Here is a 19,861-nt window from a genome sequence, read left to right on the forward strand (position 1 = left end):
TTCTTCTATCCGCACCTAGTAACACATTTCAGTAAACTTGTCGCATTTTCTTTCTAGTGGTATAATGTTACTATCCTGATGAATTGAGGAAACAAGATGAAAGAATATAACAAGTCTAGTAAGTTAGAGCATGTTGCTTATGATATCCGTGGTCCTGTTTTGGAAGAAGCCATGCGAATGCGAGCAAACGGAGAAAAGATTTTACGTCTGAATACAGGAAATCCAGCAGAATTTGGTTTTACAGCGCCAGACGAAGTCATTCATGACTTGATTATGAATGCGCGTGATAGTGAAGGTTATTCTGACTCGAAAGGGATTTTCTCAGCCCGTAAGGCTATCATGCAGTATTGCCAATTGAAGAAATTCCCAAATGTAGATATTGATGATATCTACCTTGGAAATGGTGTCAGTGAGCTGATTGTCATGTCCATGCAGGGGCTTTTGGACAATGGGGATGAGGTCTTGGTACCAATGCCAGACTATCCTCTCTGGACAGCAGCTGTCAGCCTAGCTGGGGGAAATGCCGTTCACTATGTCTGTGATGAAGCTGCAGAATGGTACCCAGATATTGACGATATTAAGTCAAAAATCACTTCCAATACCAAGGCAATCGTCCTTATCAATCCAAACAACCCAACTGGAGCCCTTTATCCGAAGGAACTCTTGCTGGAGATTATTGAGATTGCCCGTCAAAACGATTTGATTATCTTTGCGGATGAAATTTACGACCGCATGGTCATGGATGGACATGTGCATACGCCTGTAGCGAGCTTGGCACCAGATGTCTTCTGTGTCAGCATGAATGGTTTATCAAAATCGCATCGTATCGCTGGTTTCCGTGTGGGTTGGATGGTCTTGTCTGGCCCTAAGACACATGTTAAAGGCTATATCGAAGGGCTCAATATGCTGTCCAATATGCGCCTTTGCTCTAATGTTTTGGCTCAACAAGTCGTACAAACTTCCTTGGGCGGTCACCAATCAGTCGATGAATTGCTCCTTCCTGGTGGACGAATTTACGAGCAAAGAAATTTCATCTATAATGCCATTCAGGATATCCCAGGTTTGTCTGCGGTTAAACCCAAGGCTGGACTCTATATCTTCCCTAAAATCGACCGCAATATGTACCGTATCGATGATGATGAGCAGTTTGTTCTTGATTTCTTGAAGCAGGAAAAGGTTCTCTTGGTTCATGGTCGAGGCTTTAACTGGCAGGAACCAGACCATTTCCGTATCGTTTACCTTCCTCGTGTTGATGAACTAGCCCAAATCCAAGAAAAGATGACTCGTTTCTTGAAACAGTATCGTAGATAGGGCTTACATTCGAAAAAGCTGGAAACATTTGCCTAGAGCTATTGACAAAAGTAAAAGAATCAGATAGAATAGTAAAGTATGTTTAGTAACTGATCACTTTATAGCCGGCTAAACGAATACAAAATCTATGAGGAGGTATTCATCGTGAAACGTACTTATCAACCAAGTAAACTTCGTCGTGCGCGCAAACACGGATTCCGTAACCGTATGTCAACTAAAAACGGTCGTCGCGTATTGGCAGCTCGTCGTCGTAAAGGACGCAAAGTTTTGGCTGCATAATCCAAACGAATTATATCAAAAATCAGTAGGAACTCGAGTCTACTGATTTTTATTTTTGTAAAAAAGTTCAAAATACTTTATATTTTTGCTCAAATGGTGTATAATATTTCACATACTGTAAAAATGGAGAATAATCATGAAGAAATCAAAAGTTATGCTTTTTGGAGCTATGGCTTTGACAGCAGGTCTAGCTCTAGCGGCATGTGGGTCTTCCCAATCAAGTAATGCAGACAAGACTTACTCTTATATCTTTGTTAGCAACCCAGATACCTTGGATTATATTACCTCTACACGAGACTCAACATCTAGTATCACAACCAACTTGATTGATGGGTTGTTGGAAAATGACCAGTATGGTAATCTCATCCCATCTATGGCTGAGTCATGGACAGTGTCAAAAGATGGTTTGACCTACACTTATAAAATCCGTCAGGGGGCTAAATGGTACACTTCTGAAGGAGAAGAGTATGCAGATGTAACGGCTCATGACTTTGTGACTGGTCTCAAGTATGCGGCTGATAAAAAGGCTGAAAACTTGTACTTGGTACAAGACTCTATCAAGGGTCTAGCAGACTATGTTGAAGGGAAATCATCTGATTTTGGAACTGTTGGTGTTAAGGCAGTGGATGATTACACACTACAATACACCCTCATCCAACCTGAAACTTATTGGAACTCTAAAACAACAGCAAGTATTCTTAGTCCTGTAAATGAAGCCTTCTTGAAGTCTAAGGGAGATGACTTTGGAAGTGTGACACCATCAAGCATCTTGTCAAATGGTCCGTACTTGTTTAAATCTTTCTCATCAAAATCTTTGATTGAGTTTGATAAAAACCCTAATTACTGGGATAAGGACAATGTCAAAATTGAGAAAGTGAAACTCTCTTTCTTTGACGGTTCTGACCAAGACAGCATTGCTAGAGGTTTCTTGGATGGTAACTATACTGATGGCCGTATCTTCCCAACAAGTTCAGTCTTTGCTGAACTTAAGAAGGGGAATGAGGACAAGATTACCTACACACCACAAAACTCAGTTACTTTCTATTATCTTTTCAACGTGAATCGTCAAAGCTACAAGCAAACTATGAAACAGTCTGATAAGGAAAAGACAGATTCACGCGCAGCTATGCAAAATAAAGATTTCCGTCAGGCTATCAACTTTGCCTTTGACCGTCATGCTTATGCAGCACAGACAAATGGTGAAGATGGAGCAGACCGTATCTTGCGTAACACAGTTACACCAAGTAACTTTGTCCAAGTTGGCGATAAGAACTTTGGTGATATTGTCAATGAAAAAATTGTCAACTACGGTAAAGATTGGGCAAATATTAACCTAAACGATGGTAAGCAAGCCTTCTTGAACCCTGACAAGGCCAAAGAGAAGTTTGCTAAGGCCAAAGAAAGTCTGCAAGCTCAAGGAGTAACCTTCCCAATTCATTTGGATATGCCAGTTGACCAGACTGCTAAGTTGGATGTGCAACAGGCTGGATCTTTCAAACAAACAGTGGAAGAAACCCTTGGTAAGGAGAATGTGGTCATCGATGTTATCCAACTTTCTCCAGACGAGAAGGATCAAGCTACATTCTTTGCAGATACAGCAGAACAAAAAGACTACGATATTGACATCTCAGGATGGGGTGGAGATTACTCAGATCCGAAGACTTACTTAGCTATCCTTGATCCAGAGACAGGTTCTCAGTTGAAAAATATGGGCTTGTCTGAAGGAAAAGACAAGGAAGTTAAGGACAAGATTGGTCTTTCTGACTACAAGAAACTCTTGGATCAAGCAGATGTGGAAATCACAGATACTCAAGCTCGCTATGAAAAATATGCTGAAGCCCAAGCTTGGTTGACAGATAGTGCCCTCTTCCTACCGGTTCAAAGTGGTGGAGCTAACCCAATCTTCCGTAAGACTGTACCGTTTACAGGCCCATTCTCATTCGTTGGACACAAAGGAAATGCTGACAACTACAAATATGTTGAATTGCAAAAAGAGCCAGTAACTGCTAAACAGTACCAAGAACTCTATGAAAAATGGCTGAAAGAAAAAGCTGAGTCAAATAAAAAAGCTCAGGAAGATTTAGCTAACCACATTCAATGATATTCCTAGTCATGCTTTTCAGTTAATACTCTTCGAAAATCTCTTCAAACCACGTCAGCGTTGCCTTACCGTAGGTATGTTACTGACTTCGTCAGTTCTATCCACAACCTCAAAACAGTGTTTTGAGCTGACTTCGTCAGTTCTATCTGCAACCTCAAAACAGTGTTTTGAGCTGACTTCGTCAGTTTCATCTACAACCTCAAAGCAGTGCTTTGAGCAGCCTGCGGCTAGTTTCCTAGTTTGCTCTTTGATTTTCATTGAGTATAAGCATAGTGACTGGATTCAGAAAAAGGCCTTACCAGAGCTTCTTGCTTCTGGTAGGGCCTTTTCTTTATTCTTTTAAGTGATAGGAATAGCTAGCGACAACGACGTCTTGGTGCCAACGGAGGGCATATTTGAGTTTGAGACTCATCTGATTGTGTAGGATATTTTGCCAAGGTTTATTAGGGATAAACTGGGGTACCAGAACAGTGACTGTATAGTTCTTTTTCTGGGCTTCCTCGGATATCCGTTTGACATACTTGACAGTAGGCGTGATGATATCGCGGTAGCTGGTCTTGATATTTTTCAGAGTAATGGTTGGGAAGTAATCGGCAAATTCTTGGAGAATTTCTTGGTCTTTTTCTGCGGTTTCCTTTGTAGAAATGTGCATGGCTAAGACTTCGTCACCGATACTTTGGGCATAGTTAATGGCTCCGACGCTGACTCTGGTAACATTTCCTACTAGGACGAGGACAAGATTGCCATCGTAGGTACGTTTTTCGATTCCTTCATAGAGTCGCAGTTGTTGGGCTACTTTTTGGTAATGACTGTGAATTGCTAAGAAGAGTAGGGTGAGTACGAGAATAATCGGGAAGAAGGGCCAGATATCACTGAGACGGAAAAAGAGCAAGATTAGTACAATCGCGTAGCAAATGATTGCCCCAAGGATATTAGCAAGAGCAGGTTTTAAGAAATTTGCTCCTTTTTCTTTTTTCCAATGGCGAATCATCCCAGTCTGAGATAGGGCGAAGGGAACGAAGACCCCGATAGTATAAAGGGGAATCAAGCGTTCTGTATTGCCATTAAAAATGAGAAGAAGAATCATAGCCCCAAAAGCCAGAGTTAAAATTCCATTGGAGTAGCCTAGGCGGTCTCCTTTTTCCATAAAGAGATGGGGCATGTATTTGTTTTTAGCCATATTGTAAGCCAGCATAGGGAAAGCCGAAAAGCCAGTATTTGCAGCTACGGCCAAAATCAAGGCTGTGGAGAATTGGAAGATATAATACCCAAGGTGGCCTAAGAAGGAAGTGCCAAGGATGCCTTGAGCCATCTGTGAAAGAATAGTTTCTCCGTGTTGAGGCATAATCCCCATCCAGTAGTTTAGGAAGGTGATACCAGCAAAAAGAAAACCTAAAATCAGTGACATAATGGTCAAGGTTTGAGCGGCATTCTTTTCTTTTGGAGCCTTGAAAAAGGGAACGGCATTTGAAATAGCTTCAACCCCTGTCAGAGAGGCAGATCCGCTGGTAAAAGCTCTTAGAATGAGAACGATAGACAGGCTCGGAACAGCATGCCCAATAGGTGAAGTTGCCTGATAGCTGAGAGACCCTGTCATTAGTTGAAAGATTCCGTAGAGCAAGAGAAAGACAGTACTGATGATAAAGAGATAGACAGGAATCATCAGTGAACTGGCAGATTCTTTTAAGCCCCGTAAATTCAAGAGCATAAGCAAGCAAACTAGAAAAATGGAAATGTGGAGGTTGTAAGGGTGTAGAGCAGGGAGAGCTGCTGTGATAGCATCGGCTCCAGATGCAACAGATACCGCTACGGTCAGCATGTAGTCAACTAGCAGACTACCTCCAGCGATTAAGCCAAGTTCGGGAGATAGATTTTCTCGAGTAACCATATAGGCCCCTCCCCCTTGAGGGTAGGCATGGATGATTTGACGGTAGGAGACGGTCAGGCTAGATAGGAGCAGGAGGACAAAGAGGCCGATAGGAAGGCTCCACCATATCGCAAGAGGAGAGAGACTAGCCAAGACGAGGACTACTTGCTCAGGCCCATAGGCAATGGAAGATAGAGCGTCGCTTGACAACATGGCCAAGGCCTGCATTTTTCCCAGCAGACCTCCCTCGCCTTCTGTTAAGGATTTAAGAGGACGACCGATAAAAGTCTGTTTTAATTTTGTAAACATGGTATTTTCCTTTTCTGAAAATTTCAATAAGTGCTATTATACTGCTTTGAGAAAATAGCGTCAAGAGATGATAATGGGTTTTAGAATATTTTTTTCAGATGAGGAGAGAGGCCAGTTTTTTTGCTATAATAGTAGATAGAAAACGAGGTTAGAAGAGATGATTTTTGATACACATACACACTTGAATGTAGAAGAATTTGCGGGTCGTGAGGCAGAAGAAATTGCCTTGGCTGCTGAGATGGGTGTGACACAGATGAATATTGTTGGTTTTGATCAACCGACGATTGAGCGTGCCTTGGAGTTGGTGGATGAGTACGACCAACTCTACGCAACTATTGGTTGGCATCCGACAGAAGCGGGGACTTACACGGAGGAGATTGAAGCCTACTTGCTTGATAAGCTCAAGCATCCAAAGGTAGTTGCCTTGGGTGAGATTGGTTTGGATTACCATTGGATGACAGCGCCAAAAGAGGTGCAGGAGCAGGTTTTTCGCCGTCAGATTCAGTTATCTAAGGACTTGGATTTGCCTTTTGTAGTTCATACCCGTGATGCGTTGGAAGATACCTATGAGATTATCAAGAGCGAGGGCGTTGGTCCTCGAGGTGGTATCATGCATTCATTTTCAGGGACGCTTGAGTGGGCAGAGAAGTTTGTCGAGCTTGGTATGACCATTTCCTTCTCAGGAGTGGTGACTTTCAAGAAGGCAACTGACATCCAAGAAGCAGCTAAAGAGTTACCTTTGGACAAGATTTTGGTGGAAACGGATGCTCCCTACTTGGCTCCTGTTCCTAAACGTGGTCGTGAAAATAAAACAGCCTACACTCGCTATGTAGTGGACTTTATCGCTGACTTGCGTGGCATGACGGCAGAAGAGCTAGCGGCGATAACAACTGCAAATGCAGAACGAATTTTTGGATTGGACAGCAAGTAATGAAAGAGAAAATTTCCCAAGTTATCGTGGTTGAAGGTCGCGATGATACGGCCAATCTCAAACGTTATTTCGATGTAGAGACCTATGAGACACGAGGTTCTGCCATCAATGATCAGGATATAGAGCGGATTCAGCGCTTGCACCAACGTCATGGAGTCATTGTCTTTACAGACCCAGATTTTAATGGGGAGCGGATTCGGCGCATGATCATGACGGCCATTCCAACGGTTCAGCATGCCTTCCTCAAACGAGATGAAGCTGTTCCCAAGTCCAAAACCAAGGGGCGTTCTCTGGGAATTGAGCATGCCAGCCATGAAGATTTGAAAACGGCTCTAGCTCAGGTGACAGAACAATTTGAACATGAGAGTCAGTTTGACATCAGTCGTAGCGACTTGATTCGCCTTGGTTTTCTAGCAGGGTCAGACAGCCGTAAGCGCAGAGAATATCTAGGAGAGGCTCTCCGAATCGGCTATTCCAACGGCAAGCAACTCCTCAAACGCCTAGAGTTGTTTGGGGTCACCTTGGCGGAAGTGGAAGAAGCTATGAAATCTTATGAGTAGGAAAGATGTAGCTGTTACAATTTTTTAAGTTTCACAGTATTTTTCGAAGCAGGTAGAAGAGGAGGCGTCTAATGTTAATTGGTCAAAAAATTAAAGAGATTCGGATAGAAAAAGGAATTAGTCGTCCAGATTTTTGTGGAGATGAGCAAGAACTGACAGTTCGTCAACTGTCGCGAATTGAAAGTGGAGCTTCGCAACCGAGTTTGCCCAAGTTAGACTATATTGCTCGCCGGTTAGGAGTTCCAGCTTATAGCCTTATGCCGGATTTTTCAGCTCTTCCTTCTGCTTATTTAGAATTGAAATACCAGATTTTACGTGAACCAATCTATGGTAAAGAAGAGGAGTATGATAAGAAGGAAGCGTGTTTGGAAGAGATAGAGGATTTATTTTATGAGCAACTTCCTAATGAGGAAAAAATATGGTTTGAAGCTACTAGAGCAACGATAGATGTTATTCGAAGCGGACGACCAGAATATGGGGAAACCGTACTGGACGATTATTTTAAAATAATTTATGATAAGGAATTGTTTTTGATAAATGAATTAGAAGTTATCAACTTATATTTTGCTATAGTGCTTACAAAGATAAAACAAGGTCAAAATCAGATTGAAGAAATTAACAGAATTCATTCGTTTTTAGTTCGTTTGACAAATCATGTAGAATTAATTGCACCAGAATATCTGTTTGCTTTAAGTAACACTTTGTTTTCGGGTCTAGCCTGTTTGGATAATTTGTCGTCTTATGATTCACTCGGAGCTTATATCTTTAGCCTTAATCATATAATGGAAAAAACACAAGATTTTCAGAAGAAACCAATTATATTAATGTTGGAGTGGAAATTATCTCTAATAATAAACAATGATTATGTTTCTGCCGAACAGTTCTATCAGAAATCGAAGCTATTTGCTGATATAATAGAAAATTCTTATTTAGTTACTATGTTGGAGAAACAATGGCAAGAAGATTTAAAAAAATATTTATAAACATAGTGAATCAGTGACAAAAATGTCCTTGTTCTTGCATCAAAACAGTTCTAAAGTTCGTCTTTAGAGCTGTTTTTTTAGATATAAGCTAAAAATGACACGAAATGGTTCTATTTTAAGGATATTGATGTCCTTTGAGTTTATTTAAGAATAATTTATAATTAATTAAAATGTGAAAGGAGATTACAGTATGAACTTTTTTAGTTTATTTTATTTAGTTACTTGGTGGTTTAAATAAAATTTAGTTATGTCTACTTAGTCTCAAAAAATTTATTCATAACATATAATAAATACAACTTGATAGACTAAATTAGAAAAATAAGGAGAGGATACCATGAGGTGTTGCTTTGAAAAGGTCTATGATCCATGACTTAGTTTTACTTGAATAGAAAATGGACAATATATAATAAATATTTATGATAAAATAAAAAATAGAGGAGTATCAATATGAAACAAACAGTTAAAAAATTAGCCCTTGTAGCGAGCATTGCAGCAACATTAGGTGGAAGTGTAGCAGTAGTATCGGCCGCGGTTAAGTATCCAGATGGTGGTGTCTGGACGTATGGTTCAGGTGACGGAGGTGCTTACTCAAACTACTATCACTCTTCAGAATATCATAGCTCAACAGTTGTTAGTAGAAAAACTGGTTCATCTGATAAGGGATATGCTGGTGCTGGAGGGACTTCTCGTGCATGGATTCGTACTTCTTGGGGAGAGAAAGTTGCATTCTACTATAATGTTTAGAATGGTATAGCCCTATTGTTTAGCTTTACTTGGTCACCTTCTCACTAAGTGACCAAGTAACTTTTTGGAGGAAATGATGAAACGTTTATTTATTTTGATTTCAATGGTATTGGTATCGCTTTATATGGTGATAACTTCCGTTGACCATCGAGAAGAGATTTTATTTGGTAACTATCCTTCTGTTGATGTGACAGGAATGGTGATAAATCAACCAGTAGCTAGTCGCGAAGAGGTGACAGAGGCTTTGAGTCACTTGGCGGTAGAGCATAATAGTCTCATCGCCCGTCGGATTGTTGAGCCAAATGAAGCTGGAGAAACACGCTTTATCTATGCCACTTATGGTGAGGGAGAGCTTCCAGAAGGTCTGACCATTTCCTCCAAGGAGAGTTCAGAAACGAGTGATTTATTAGGGTCTTACTTGATTGTGTCAGGAAGTTTGGATGGAGTGAGTTTACAGACCACCTTGAAAGAACTTGGTTATCAAGGCTTTGTTTCGAATGGAGAAGATCCATTTTCGATAGTCTTATTATTGGCGGCCACCCCTATGGGGCTACTGAGTCTAGCTATTTTTCTGCTGACCTTTATGAGTCTGACCCTGATTTATCGGATCAAGTCCCTTCGTCAAGCAGGGATTCGCTTAATAGCTGGTGAGAGCTTGTTTGGGGTGGCTCTCAGACCAGTGTTAGAAGATGTGAGACAGCTTATCTGCTCAGTGCTGGTATCCAGTCTTTTGGGATTGGGGATTCTCTGGTATCAAGGTGCCTTGTTTATGGCAACGGTACAACTGGTCATCATTGGTCTTTTGCTTTATGGATTGGCCTTGGTAGGGATTTCTACCTTATTAAGTATCGTGTATCTACTTGGTTTACAAGAAAATAGTCTGGTGGATCTATTGAAAGGGAAACTCCCTCTCAAACGTATGATGACATTGATGATGGTGGGGCAACTCTTGGCCGTGCTGGTGGTCGGCTCGAGTGCGACTGCTCTCCTACCCCACTACCGTGAAATGCAGGAAATGGAGAGAGCTAGCGATAAATGGAGCCAGTCCTCAGACCGTTACCGTCTATCCTTTGGTTGGTCTAGTGCATTTGCCGATGAAGAAGGAATGCGTAAGGATAATCGTGAGTGGCAGACATTTACTGAAGAACGGTTAGCCAATACAGACTCTTTTTATATTATGAGCAATGTTGACAATTTCTCAGATGGAGCAGAAGTGGACCTAGATGGCAATCGTCTCAATGACTACACACCGTCAGGGAATGTCATCTATGTCTCACCGCGCTATCTGATAGAAGAAAAGATTACCGTTTCTTCAGAGTTTATGGATAAGATGCAAAACTTGTCTGAGGGAGAGTTTGGGCTGATCTTGCCTGAGAGCTTGCGAGAGCAGTCTGCCTACTATCAAGGATTATTTACAGATTACCTGCAAAACTTTTCATCTGAAAGTGTAGAAGTGACGAGTCAGAAACACTACCTCCCACAGGTAACGCTAGCTTTTACAGAAACAGGACAGGAACGCTTCCTCTATAACGATGGGTACAAGACGACACGCCAGTACCTAAAAGATCCGATTATTGTAGTTTTAACGCCGCAAGCGACTGGAACAAGACCTGTTGCAGGGATGTTATGGGGAACTACGGCTAATAGTGCCTTGAAATTAGATCAATATCAAGACAGCATCACAGCTCTAAAAGAGCAAGGTCTGTATCACAAGGTCTCTTATTTGGTAAAAAGCCAGCTATTTTTTGCCAAGGTACTAAATGACAAACGGATGGAGTTCTACTCTCTCCTTATTGGGACTATTTTGACTCTATCTACGGCTATCTTGTTATTTGATTCCATGAATCTTCTCTATTTTGAGCAGTTTAGACGGGAGATCATGATTAAACGTCTTTCTGGTATGACAATCTATGAGCTTCATGGCAAGTACTTACTGGCGCAAGGAGGAGTTCTCTTACTTGGGCTAATCCTATCTAGTGTTTTGACAGGAGATAGCTTGATTAGCGCTCTAGTTGTAGCTTTATTTACTCTTAACGCCCTCTTGATTTTAGTAAGGCAGGATAAAAAGGAAGAAGCTGGTAGCATGGCAGTATTGAAAGGAAAATAAGATGATTGATATTCAAGAATTGGAAAAGAAGTTTAATGACCGCGCGATTTTCTCTGGTTTAAATCTCAAGTTGGAGAAGGGCAAGGTTTATGCCTTAATCGGAAAGAGTGGAAGCGGAAAGACGACTTTGCTTAATATCTTAGGAAAGCTAGAAAAGATAGATGGTGGAAGGGTTCTCTATCAGGGGAAAGATTTAAAAACCATTCCCACTCGTGAGTATTTTCGAGACCAGATGGGCTATCTCTTTCAAAATTTTGGACTCTTAGAAAACCAATCAATCAAAGAGAATTTGGATTTGGGCTTTGTTGGTCAAAAAATTTCAAAAGTAGAACGTTTGGAAAGGCAAGTGGAGGCTTTAGAAAAGGTTAATCTAGGGTATTTGGATCTAGAACAAAAAATTTATACTTTATCTGGGGGAGAGGCCCAACGAGTTGCCCTTGCGAAGACTATTTTGAAAAATCCACCCTTGATTTTGGCAGATGAACCAACAGCAGCTCTTGATCCTGAAAATTCAGAGGAGGTTATGAATCTCTTGGTGGGATTGAAAGATGAAAATCGAATGATCATCATTGCGACCCATAATCCCCTAGTCTGGAATAAGGCTGATGAAATCATTGATATGAGGGAGCTTGCTCATGTGTGAAAAAATCCGTATTCGCAGGGTATCTGATTATCCTAGTGCCAGAGGTGGTTTAGAAGATATTCTCATCATGGAAAATATGACCAATCATCTCCTTTTGGTTCAAATCCGAGTGAATGGCTATTTGCTTGATTTTGCTAGTATTGAAGGGCAAAGGCAAAAGCATTATCGTTTGAAAAATTTACCTCAAACGGTTGAACTGACAGTGGACGACGTGGAGGAGGATGTAGATTTGACCCTACCTGAAAATCGAAGTTATAAAGAAGCTGATTTTTTCGAACGGATGTTTCGAGAGAACCGCTAAGTCCACCTTTAAAGATTTTCAAGACTATCTTTCTTCATGAGAGAAGATAGTTTTTTGGTATGATTTTCACCCCCAAAATACAAGGGGAATGTGTTACAATAGTAGTAACAGATAATAGAAAAGAGAATAGATGAGAATTGCAGATTATAGCGTGACCAAGGCAGTGCTGGAGCGTCACGGTTTTACCTTTAAAAAGTCCTTCGGGCAAAATTTCTTGACGGATACCAATATTCTTCAAAAAATCGTGGATACGGCTGAGATTGATGACCAGGTTAATGTCATCGAAATCGGGCCAGGGATTGGTGCCTTGACGGAGTTTTTGGCTGAGCGTGCAGCTCAAGTTATGGCCTTTGAGATCGACCACCGTTTGGTGCCGATTTTGGCAGATACCTTGCGTGATTTTGACAATGTGACCGTGGTTAACGAGGACATTCTCAAAGTGGATTTAGCGCAACATATCCAGAATTTCAAAAATCCTGATTTGCCAATCAAGGTAGTAGCCAACTTGCCTTATTACATCACGACGCCTATTCTCATGCACTTGATCGAGAGTGGGATTCCTTTTAGTGAGTTTGTGGTCATGATGCAAAAAGAAGTGGCAGATCGTATCTCAGCCCAACCTAATACCAAGGCTTACGGTAGCTTGTCGATTGCGGTGCAGTATTACATGACAGCTAGGGTTGCCTTCATCGTGCCGCGTACAGTCTTTGTGCCAGCGCCAAATGTGGACTCAGCCATTTTGAAAATGGTGCGTCGTCCAGAGCCAGCCGTAGCAGTAGAAGACGAGAACTTCTTCTTCAAGGTTTCCAAGGCTAGTTTTACCCATCGCCGTAAGACCTTGTGGAACAACTTGACAGGTTACTTTGGCAAGACTGAAGAGGTAAAGGATAAGCTGACCAAGGCATTGGATCAGGCAGGCTTATCTCCATCTGTGCGTGGGGAAGCCCTCAGCTTAGCAGAATTTGCCAGCCTAGCAGATGCGCTTAAAGGGCAAGGACTCTAAGATGCAGGGACAAATCATTAAAGCCTTGGCGGGGTTCTATTATGTGGAGAGTGAGGGTCAGGTTTATCAAACACGCGCGCGTGGGAATTTCCGTAAAAAAGGCCATACCCCTTATGTTGGGGACTGGGTAGATTTCTCTGCTGAGGAAAATTCAGAAGGTTATATCCTCAAAATTCACGAACGGAAAAACAGTCTGGTTCGTCCGCCTATTGTCAATATTGACCAAGCTGTGGTAATCATGTCAGTCAAGGAACCGGACTTCAACAGCAATTTGCTGGATCGGTTCTTGGTTCTTTTGGAACATAAGGGCATCCATCCCATCGTCTATATTTCTAAAATGGACTTGCTGGAAGATAGAGGAGAACTGGATTTTTATGAACAGGCTTATGGTGACATCGGCTATGACCTTGTGACCAGTAAGGAAGAACTTTTGCCCTTGTTGACAGACAAGGTTACAGTCTTTATGGGCCAGACTGGTGTTGGAAAATCAACTCTTCTCAATAAAATCGCACCGGATCTTAATCTTGAAACAGGAGAAATCTCAGACAGTCTGGGTCGCGGGCGCCATACTACTCGAGCTGTTAGTTTTTACAACCTCAATGGGGGTAAAATTGCAGACACGCCAGGATTCTCATCGCTGGATTATGAAGTATCAACGGCTGAAGACCTCAATCAGGCTTTCCCAGAGATTGCTAGTGTTAGTCGAGACTGTAAATTCCGCACTTGTACCCATACTCATGAACCATCTTGCGCAGTTAAGCCGGCTGTTGAAGAAGGTGCCATTGCCACCTTCCGTTTTGACAACTACCTGCAATTCCTTAGCGAAATTGAAAATCGCAGAGAAACCTATAAAAAAGTCAGCAAAAAAATTCCAAAATAAGGAGAAGCCTATGTCTCAATACAAGATTGCTCCGTCAATTCTGGCAGCAGATTATGCCAACTTTGAACGTGAAATCAAACGCCTAGAAGCAACTGGGGCAGAGTATGCCCATATCGATATCATGGATGGTCACTTTGTACCACAAATTAGTTTTGGTGCAGGTGTGGTTGCAGCTCTTCGTCCTCATAGTAAGATGGTCTTTGACTGCCACTTGATGGTAGCTAATCCAGAGCATCATTTAGAGGATTTTGCGCGTGCAGGTGCGGATATCATCAGCATCCATGTTGAAGCAACGTCTCATATCCACGGAGCCCTCCAAAAGATTCGTTCACTTGGTGTTAAACCTTCAGTTGTTATCAATCCTGGTACGCCTGTTGAAGCCATTAAACACGTGCTTCACCTAGTTGACCAAGTCTTAGTCATGACAGTGAACCCTGGATTTGGGGGACAAGCCTTTCTACCTGAAACTATGGATAAGGTTCGTGAGTTGGTTGCCCTTCGTGAGGAAAAAGGCTTGAACTTTGAAATCGAAGTCGATGGTGGGATTGATGACCAAACTATTGCTCAAGCCAAAGAAGCTGGTGCGACTGTTTTTGTAGCAGGTTCCTATGTCTTTAAGGGAGATGTCAATGAGCGAGTACAAACTCTCAGAAAACAACTGGACTAGAGTTGCCGTTTTTGCAGGCGGAGACCGCGGTCACTACCGGACGGATTTTGATTACTTTGTCGGTGTGGATCGAGGCTCGCTCTGGGTCTTGGAAGAAAATCTGCCTCTCGCTCTAGCAGTTGGAGATTTTGATTCTGTCACTGCAGAAGAGCGACAGGTGATTAAAAAACGAGCTCAGCATTTTGTCCAAGCGAGACCAGAAAAAGATGATACAGATTTGGAATTGGCTCTCTTGACCATTTTTAAACAAAATCCTCAGGCTCAAGTCACTATTTTCGGTGCTTTGGGTGGCCGTATTGACCATATGTTGGCTAACGTCTTTCTGCCTAGCAATCCAAAGTTGGCCCCCTATATGCGTCAGATAGCGATTGAGGATGGGCAAAATTTGATTGCCTATTGTCCAGAAGGAACCAGTCAGCTTGAACCGCGTTCAGATTATGACTACCTAGCCTTTATGCCAGTTCGGGATAGCCAGTTGACCATTCTTGGTGCCAAGTATGAGTTGACAGAGGAAAATTTTTTCTTTAAAAAAGTGTACGCTTCTAACGAATATATAGATAGGGAAGTTTCGGTGACTTGCCCAGATGGCTATGTGGTTGTCTTGCATAGCAAGGACAGGAGGTAAGATGGAAAGTTTACTTGTTCTATTATTAATTGCCAACCTAGCTGGTCTCTTTCTGATTTGGCAGAGGCAGGATAAGCAGGAAAAACATCTGACCAAGAGCTTGGAGGATCAGGCAGATCATCTGTCAGACCAGTTGGATTATCGTTTTGAACAAGCCAGACAAGCCAGCCAGCTGGATCAAAAAGATTTGGAAGTGGCTGTCAGCGATCGTTTGCAAGAAGTGCGAATGGAGTTGCACCAAGGTCTGACCCAAGTCCGTCAAGAAATGACAGACAATCTCCTCCAAACTAGGGATAAGACTGACCAACGCCTCCAAGCCCTGCAGGAATCAAATGAGCAACGTTTGGAACAAATGCGCCAGACGGTCGAGGAAAAGTTGGAAAAGACCTTACAGACACGCTTGCAGGCTTCCTTTGAGACAGTTTCCAAGCAACTGGAGTCGGTCAATCGTGGTCTGGGAGAAATGCAGACAGTTGCCCGCGATGTTGGTGCTCTCAATAAGGTTCTCTCTGGAACCAAGACGCGAGGAATTCTGGGAGAATTGCAACTGGGGCAAATCATCGAAGACATCATGACACCAGCCCAGTATGAACGAGAATACGCAACAGTTGAAAACTCTAGCGAACGAGTGGAGTATGCCATCAAATTACCTGGACAGGGCGACCAGGAATATGTCTACCTACCAATCGACTCTAAATTTCCACTGGCAGATTATTACCGCTTGGAAGAAGCCTATGAAGCAGGTGATAGGGACGAGATTGAACGCTGCCGTAAGTCACTCCTAGCAAGCGTCAAGCGCTTTGCTAAGGATATCAAGAGTAAGTACATAGCCCCACCTCGGACGACCAATTTTGGAGTCTTGTTTGTTCCGACAGAAGGACTTTACTCAGAGATTGTTCGCAATCCGATCTTCTTTGATGATTTGAGACGAGAGGAGCAGATTATTGTCGCAGGTCCAAGTACCTTATCAGCCCTTCTCAATTCCCTATCAGTTGGCTTCAAGACCCTCAATATCCAAAAGAGTGCTGACCATATTAGCAAGACTCTTGCTAGTGTCAAGACCGAGTTTGGCAAGTTTGGTGGCATTCTGGTCAAGGCACAAAAACACCTCCAACATGCCTCTGGCAATATTGATGAATTATTAAACCGTCGTACCACAGCTATCGAGCGGACGCTCCGTCACATTGAGTTGTCAGAAGGTGAGCCTGCGCTTGATCTACTCCATTTCCAAGAAAATGAGGAAGAATATGAAGATTAGTCACATGAAAAAAGATGAGCTGTTTGAAGGCTTTTACCTAATCAAGTCAGCTGACCTGAGACAAACTCGCGCTGGGAAAAACTACCTAGCTTTTACCTTCCAAGATGATAGTGGCGAGATTGAAGGGAAACTCTGGGATGCCCAACCTCATAACGTTGAGGCCTTTACCGCAGGTAAGGTTGTCCACATGAAAGGACGCCGAGAAGTTTATAACAATACCCCTCAAGTCAATCAAATTACTCTCCGCCTGCCTCAGCCTGGTGAACCCAATGATCCAGCTGATTTCAAGGTCAAGTCGCCAGTTGATGTCAAGGAAATCCGTGACTATATGTCGCAAATGATTTTCAAAATTGAAAATCCTGTTTGGCAACGGATTGTCCGAAAGCTCTACACTAAGTATGATAAGGAATTTTACTCCTATCCCGCTGCCAAGACTAATCACCATGCCTTTGAAACAGGCTTGGCCTATCATACGGCGACCATGGTACGTTTGGCAGATGCCATTAGCGAAATCTATTCTCAACTTAATAAGAGCCTGCTCTATGCAGGAATTATGCTACATGACTTGGCTAAAGTTATCGAGTTGACGGGACCAGACCAAACTGAGTATACAGTGCGAGGCAATCTCCTTGGACATATCGCTCTGATTGATAGTGAAATTACCAAGACAGTGATGGAACTCGGCATCGATGACACCAAAGAAGAAGTCGTTCTGCTCCGCCACGTTATCCTCAGTCACCACGGTTTATTAGAGTACGGAAGCCCGGTTCGTCCACGTATTATGGAGGCAGAGATTATCCATATGATTGACAATCTGGATGCTAGCATGATGATGATGTCAACAGCTCTGGCTTTGGTGGATAAGGGAGAGATGACCAATAAAATCTTCGCTATGGACAATCGTTCCTTCTACAAACCAGATTTAGATTAATAATTTAAGAAAAACGAGCATTTTTTAGGGCAAGAATGTTCGTTTTTTTATGTGAATATGGTATAATGGATAAAATATCAAAATTAAATGAAATGGGAAATAGAAATGAAATTAAGAAGAAGTGATCGGATGGTTGTCATTTCCAACTATTTGATTAATAATCCTTATAAACTAACTAGTCTCAATACTTTTGCTGAAAAGTATGAATCTGCTAAATCATCCATCTCAGAAGATATCGTGATTATCAAACGCGCCTTTGAGGAAATCGAAATCGGCCACATCCAGACAGTTACTGGGGCTGGTGGAGGTGTCATTTTCACACCATCAATCTCAAGCCATGATGCCAAGGAAATGGTTGAGGACTTGCGTGCTAAGTTATCAGAAAGTGATCGTATCTTGCCTGGTGGCTATATCTACTTGTCAGATTTGCTTAGCACACCAGCTATCTTGAAAAATATTGGACGCATTATTGCCAAGAGCTTTATGGACCAAAAAATTGACGCGGTTATGACAGTAGCGACTAAGGGTGTTCCACTTGCAAATGCAGTTGCCAATGTCCTCAATGTTCCTTTTGTCATTGTGCGCCGTGACTTGAAAATTACCGAAGGTTCAACTGTCAGCGTCAACTATGTATCAGGTTCAAGTGGAGACCGCATTGAGAAAATGTTCCTTTCAAAACGCAGTCTCAAGGCCGGCAGCCGTGTCTTGATTGTGGATGACTTCTTGAAAGGTGGCGGAACGGTCAACGGGATGATCAGCCTCCTGCGTGAGTTTGATTCTGAACTAGCTGGTGTCGCAGTCTTTGCGGACAATGCCCAAGAAGAACGTGAAAAGCAATTTGACTACAAGTCACTCTTGAAGGTAACCAATATTGATGTCAAGAACCAAGCCATCGATGTTGAGGTTGGCAATATCTTTGACGAAGATTAAGAGATAGAACTAAAGGTTGGAACGATTGTCCCAGCCTTTCTTTGCAAATAGAATAGAAGGAAACTTATGAAAACACCATTTATCAATAAAGAAGACTTAGAAAAGATTGTTGCCGAGTTCCCGACTCCCTTTCACTTGTATGATGAGAAGGGAATTCGTGAAAAGGCAAGAGCCGTCAACCAAGCATTTTCGTGGAACAAGGGCTTTAAGGAATATTTTGCAGTTAAGGCTACTCCAACTCCAGCTATTTTGAAAATTCTCCAAGAGGAAGGTTGCGGTGTGGACTGCTCTAGTTATGTGGAGCTTTTGATGAGTCATAAACTGAATTTCCCTGGTTCTGAGATCATGTTCTCTTCAAACAATACGCCAGACAAGGAATACGCCTATGCACGTGAATTGGGTGCGACCATTAACTTGGATGCCTTTGAAGATATTGAACATCTAGAGCGTGCAGCAGGCATTCCAGAAATTATCTCTTGTCGTTACAATCCTGGAGGCGTTTTTGAACTGGGAACAGATATTATGGACAATCCTGGAGAAGCCAAGTTTGGTATGACCAAGGACCAGCTCTTTGAAGCTTTTGCCATCTTGAAGGAAAAAGGAGCCAAGACTTTTGGGATTCACTCCTTCCTAGCGTCCAATACCGTCACCCATCTCTATTACCCAGAGTTGGCTCGTCAGCTTTTTGAATTGGCTGTTGAAATCAAGGAAAAGTTGGGCATTTCGCTAGACTTTATCAATCTTTCTGGCGGTATTGGTGTCAACTATCGTCCAGACCAGGAGCCAAATGATATTGCCTTGATTGGTGAGGGAGTTCGTAAGGTGTATGAAGAGGTCCTTACGCCAGCAGGTCTTGGTGAGGTCAAGATTTTCACTGAATTGGGTCGTTTTATGTTGGCACCTCACGGTGCTTTGGTCACAAGAGTCACTCATAAGAAGAAAACTTACCGTACTTATCTGGGTGTGGATGCATCAGCAGTCAACCTCATGCGTCCAGCTATGTACGGAGCTTACCATCATATTACTAACGTGACCCATCCAGATGGACCAGCTGAAGTGGTAGATGTGGTTGGTTCACTCTGTGAAAACAATGATAAATTTGCAGTGAATCGCGAACTGCCTCATACAGAAATCGGTGATTTGCTGGTAATTCATGATACAGGTGCCCACGGTTTTTCAATGGGCTACCAGTACAACGCTAAACTTCGTTCTGCGGAAATCCTCTATACCGAAGAAGGTAAAGCCCGTCAAATCCGCCGTGCAGAGCGCCCTGAGGACTATTTTGCAACCTTATATGGCTTTGATTTTGAAGAATAAAATGATAAGTAATTGAAAATGAAATTGAAAAACAGATTGCTTTCTAAAAAATAGGCAAAAATCTTGTTTTTCTTTCAAGTCGTGATATAATAAAACTATAAAACGTTTTCAAGG

General features: G+C 42.3%; 19 protein-coding genes. 18 read left to right on the forward strand and 1 reads right to left on the reverse strand.

The features are described 5' to 3' along the window. The first annotated feature begins 96 nt into the window (after positions 1–96). The 3 genes from B7700_RS04750 to B7700_RS04760 all read left to right on the forward strand — a co-directional run bounded on the left by B7700_RS04750 (position 97) and on the right by B7700_RS04760 (position 3,691). Positions 97–1,311 (forward strand): pyridoxal phosphate-dependent aminotransferase, encoded by a 1,215-nt coding sequence (locus B7700_RS04750; RefSeq protein ID WP_000666476.1) that lies wholly within the window; start codon positions 97–99, stop codon positions 1,309–1,311. 144 nt (positions 1,312–1,455) lie between these two features. Then, entirely contained in the window at positions 1,456–1,590 is a 135-nt protein-coding gene (gene rpmH / locus B7700_RS04755; RefSeq protein ID WP_000831905.1) for a 50S ribosomal protein L34, read from the forward strand. A gap of 136 nt (positions 1,591–1,726) precedes the next feature. Beyond that, positions 1,727–3,691, forward strand: coding sequence for a peptide ABC transporter substrate-binding protein (locus B7700_RS04760; RefSeq protein ID WP_084887440.1), 1,965 nt, complete (start codon positions 1,727–1,729; stop codon positions 3,689–3,691). A gap of 331 nt (positions 3,692–4,022) precedes the next feature. Here the strand turns inward: B7700_RS04760 and B7700_RS04770 are convergent, their stop codons facing one another. Continuing rightward, positions 4,023–5,867: an APC family permease gene (locus B7700_RS04770; RefSeq protein WP_084887442.1), complete on the reverse strand. Its 1,845-nt coding sequence runs from the start codon at positions 5,865–5,867 to the stop codon at positions 4,023–4,025. Between the two features lie 157 nt (positions 5,868–6,024). Between B7700_RS04770 and B7700_RS04775 the strand changes: the two genes are divergently transcribed. The 15 genes from B7700_RS04775 (at position 6,025) to B7700_RS04845 (ending at position 19,747) form a co-directional block, all read left to right on the forward strand. Further along, on the forward strand, positions 6,025–6,798 hold the full coding sequence (locus B7700_RS04775) for a TatD family hydrolase (RefSeq protein ID WP_084887444.1): 774 nt from the start codon (positions 6,025–6,027) through the stop codon (positions 6,796–6,798). After that, positions 6,798–7,358, forward strand: coding sequence for a ribonuclease M5 (rnmV, locus tag B7700_RS04780; RefSeq protein ID WP_084887447.1), 561 nt, complete (start codon positions 6,798–6,800; stop codon positions 7,356–7,358). Before B7700_RS04775 ends, rnmV begins: the two co-directional genes overlap by 1 nt. A 71-nt stretch (positions 7,359–7,429) precedes the next feature. Further along, positions 7,430–8,341, forward strand: a complete 912-nt coding sequence (locus tag B7700_RS04785; protein ID WP_084887449.1) for a helix-turn-helix domain-containing protein — start codon at positions 7,430–7,432, stop codon at positions 8,339–8,341. Positions 8,342–8,788: 447 nt separating this feature from the next. Then, a complete protein-coding gene (locus B7700_RS04790; protein WP_000815396.1) occupies positions 8,789–9,085 on the forward strand; it encodes a lactococcin 972 family bacteriocin in 297 nt (98 codons plus the stop codon). A gap of 76 nt (positions 9,086–9,161) precedes the next feature. Beyond that, positions 9,162–11,192, forward strand: coding sequence for a bacteriocin-associated integral membrane family protein (locus B7700_RS04795; RefSeq protein ID WP_000825283.1), 2,031 nt, complete (start codon positions 9,162–9,164; stop codon positions 11,190–11,192). Between the two features lies 1 nt (position 11,193). After that, positions 11,194–11,835, forward strand: a complete 642-nt coding sequence (locus tag B7700_RS04800; RefSeq protein WP_084887451.1) for an ABC transporter ATP-binding protein — start codon at positions 11,194–11,196, stop codon at positions 11,833–11,835. After that, complete coding sequence (locus B7700_RS04805) at positions 11,828–12,136, forward strand: hypothetical protein (protein WP_000333261.1); 309 nt, start codon at positions 11,828–11,830, stop codon at positions 12,134–12,136. The genes B7700_RS04800 and B7700_RS04805 overlap by 8 nt, the downstream gene beginning before the upstream one ends. 130 nt (positions 12,137–12,266) lie before the next feature. After that, positions 12,267–13,139, forward strand: a complete 873-nt coding sequence (rsmA, locus tag B7700_RS04810) for a 16S rRNA (adenine(1518)-N(6)/adenine(1519)-N(6))-dimethyltransferase RsmA (RefSeq protein ID WP_070480171.1) — start codon at positions 12,267–12,269, stop codon at positions 13,137–13,139. Between the two features lies 1 nt (position 13,140). After that, on the forward strand, positions 13,141–14,019 hold the full coding sequence (gene rsgA, locus B7700_RS04815; RefSeq protein WP_084887453.1) for a ribosome small subunit-dependent GTPase A: 879 nt from the start codon (positions 13,141–13,143) through the stop codon (positions 14,017–14,019). Positions 14,020–14,029: 10 nt separating this feature from the next. Then, the gene (gene rpe, locus B7700_RS04820) at positions 14,030–14,686 is read left to right on the forward strand and encodes a ribulose-phosphate 3-epimerase (RefSeq protein WP_084887455.1); all 657 of its coding nucleotides are present in this window, start codon (positions 14,030–14,032) and stop codon (positions 14,684–14,686) included. Then, complete coding sequence (locus tag B7700_RS04825) at positions 14,649–15,311, forward strand: thiamine diphosphokinase (RefSeq protein WP_084887457.1); 663 nt, start codon at positions 14,649–14,651, stop codon at positions 15,309–15,311. The genes rpe and B7700_RS04825 overlap by 38 nt, the downstream gene beginning before the upstream one ends. Before the next feature lies 1 nt (position 15,312). Further along, positions 15,313–16,569, forward strand: coding sequence for a DNA recombination protein RmuC (locus B7700_RS04830; protein ID WP_192851951.1), 1,257 nt, complete (start codon positions 15,313–15,315; stop codon positions 16,567–16,569). Next, complete coding sequence (locus tag B7700_RS04835) at positions 16,559–17,500, forward strand: 3'-5' exoribonuclease YhaM family protein (RefSeq protein ID WP_084887461.1); 942 nt, start codon at positions 16,559–16,561, stop codon at positions 17,498–17,500. The genes B7700_RS04830 and B7700_RS04835 overlap by 11 nt, the downstream gene beginning before the upstream one ends. Positions 17,501–17,605: 105 nt before the next feature. Beyond that, positions 17,606–18,430, forward strand: coding sequence for a pur operon repressor (purR, locus tag B7700_RS04840; RefSeq protein ID WP_084887463.1), 825 nt, complete (start codon positions 17,606–17,608; stop codon positions 18,428–18,430). 66 nt (positions 18,431–18,496) lie between these two features. Next, entirely contained in the window at positions 18,497–19,747 is a 1,251-nt protein-coding gene (locus B7700_RS04845) for a diaminopimelate decarboxylase (protein ID WP_084887465.1), read from the forward strand. Positions 19,748–19,861 lie beyond the last annotated feature (114 nt).

Origin of the sequence: Streptococcus mitis (assembly GCF_002096755.1) — a bacterium.
Lineage (GTDB): Bacteria > Bacillota > Bacilli > Lactobacillales > Streptococcaceae > Streptococcus > Streptococcus mitis_AC.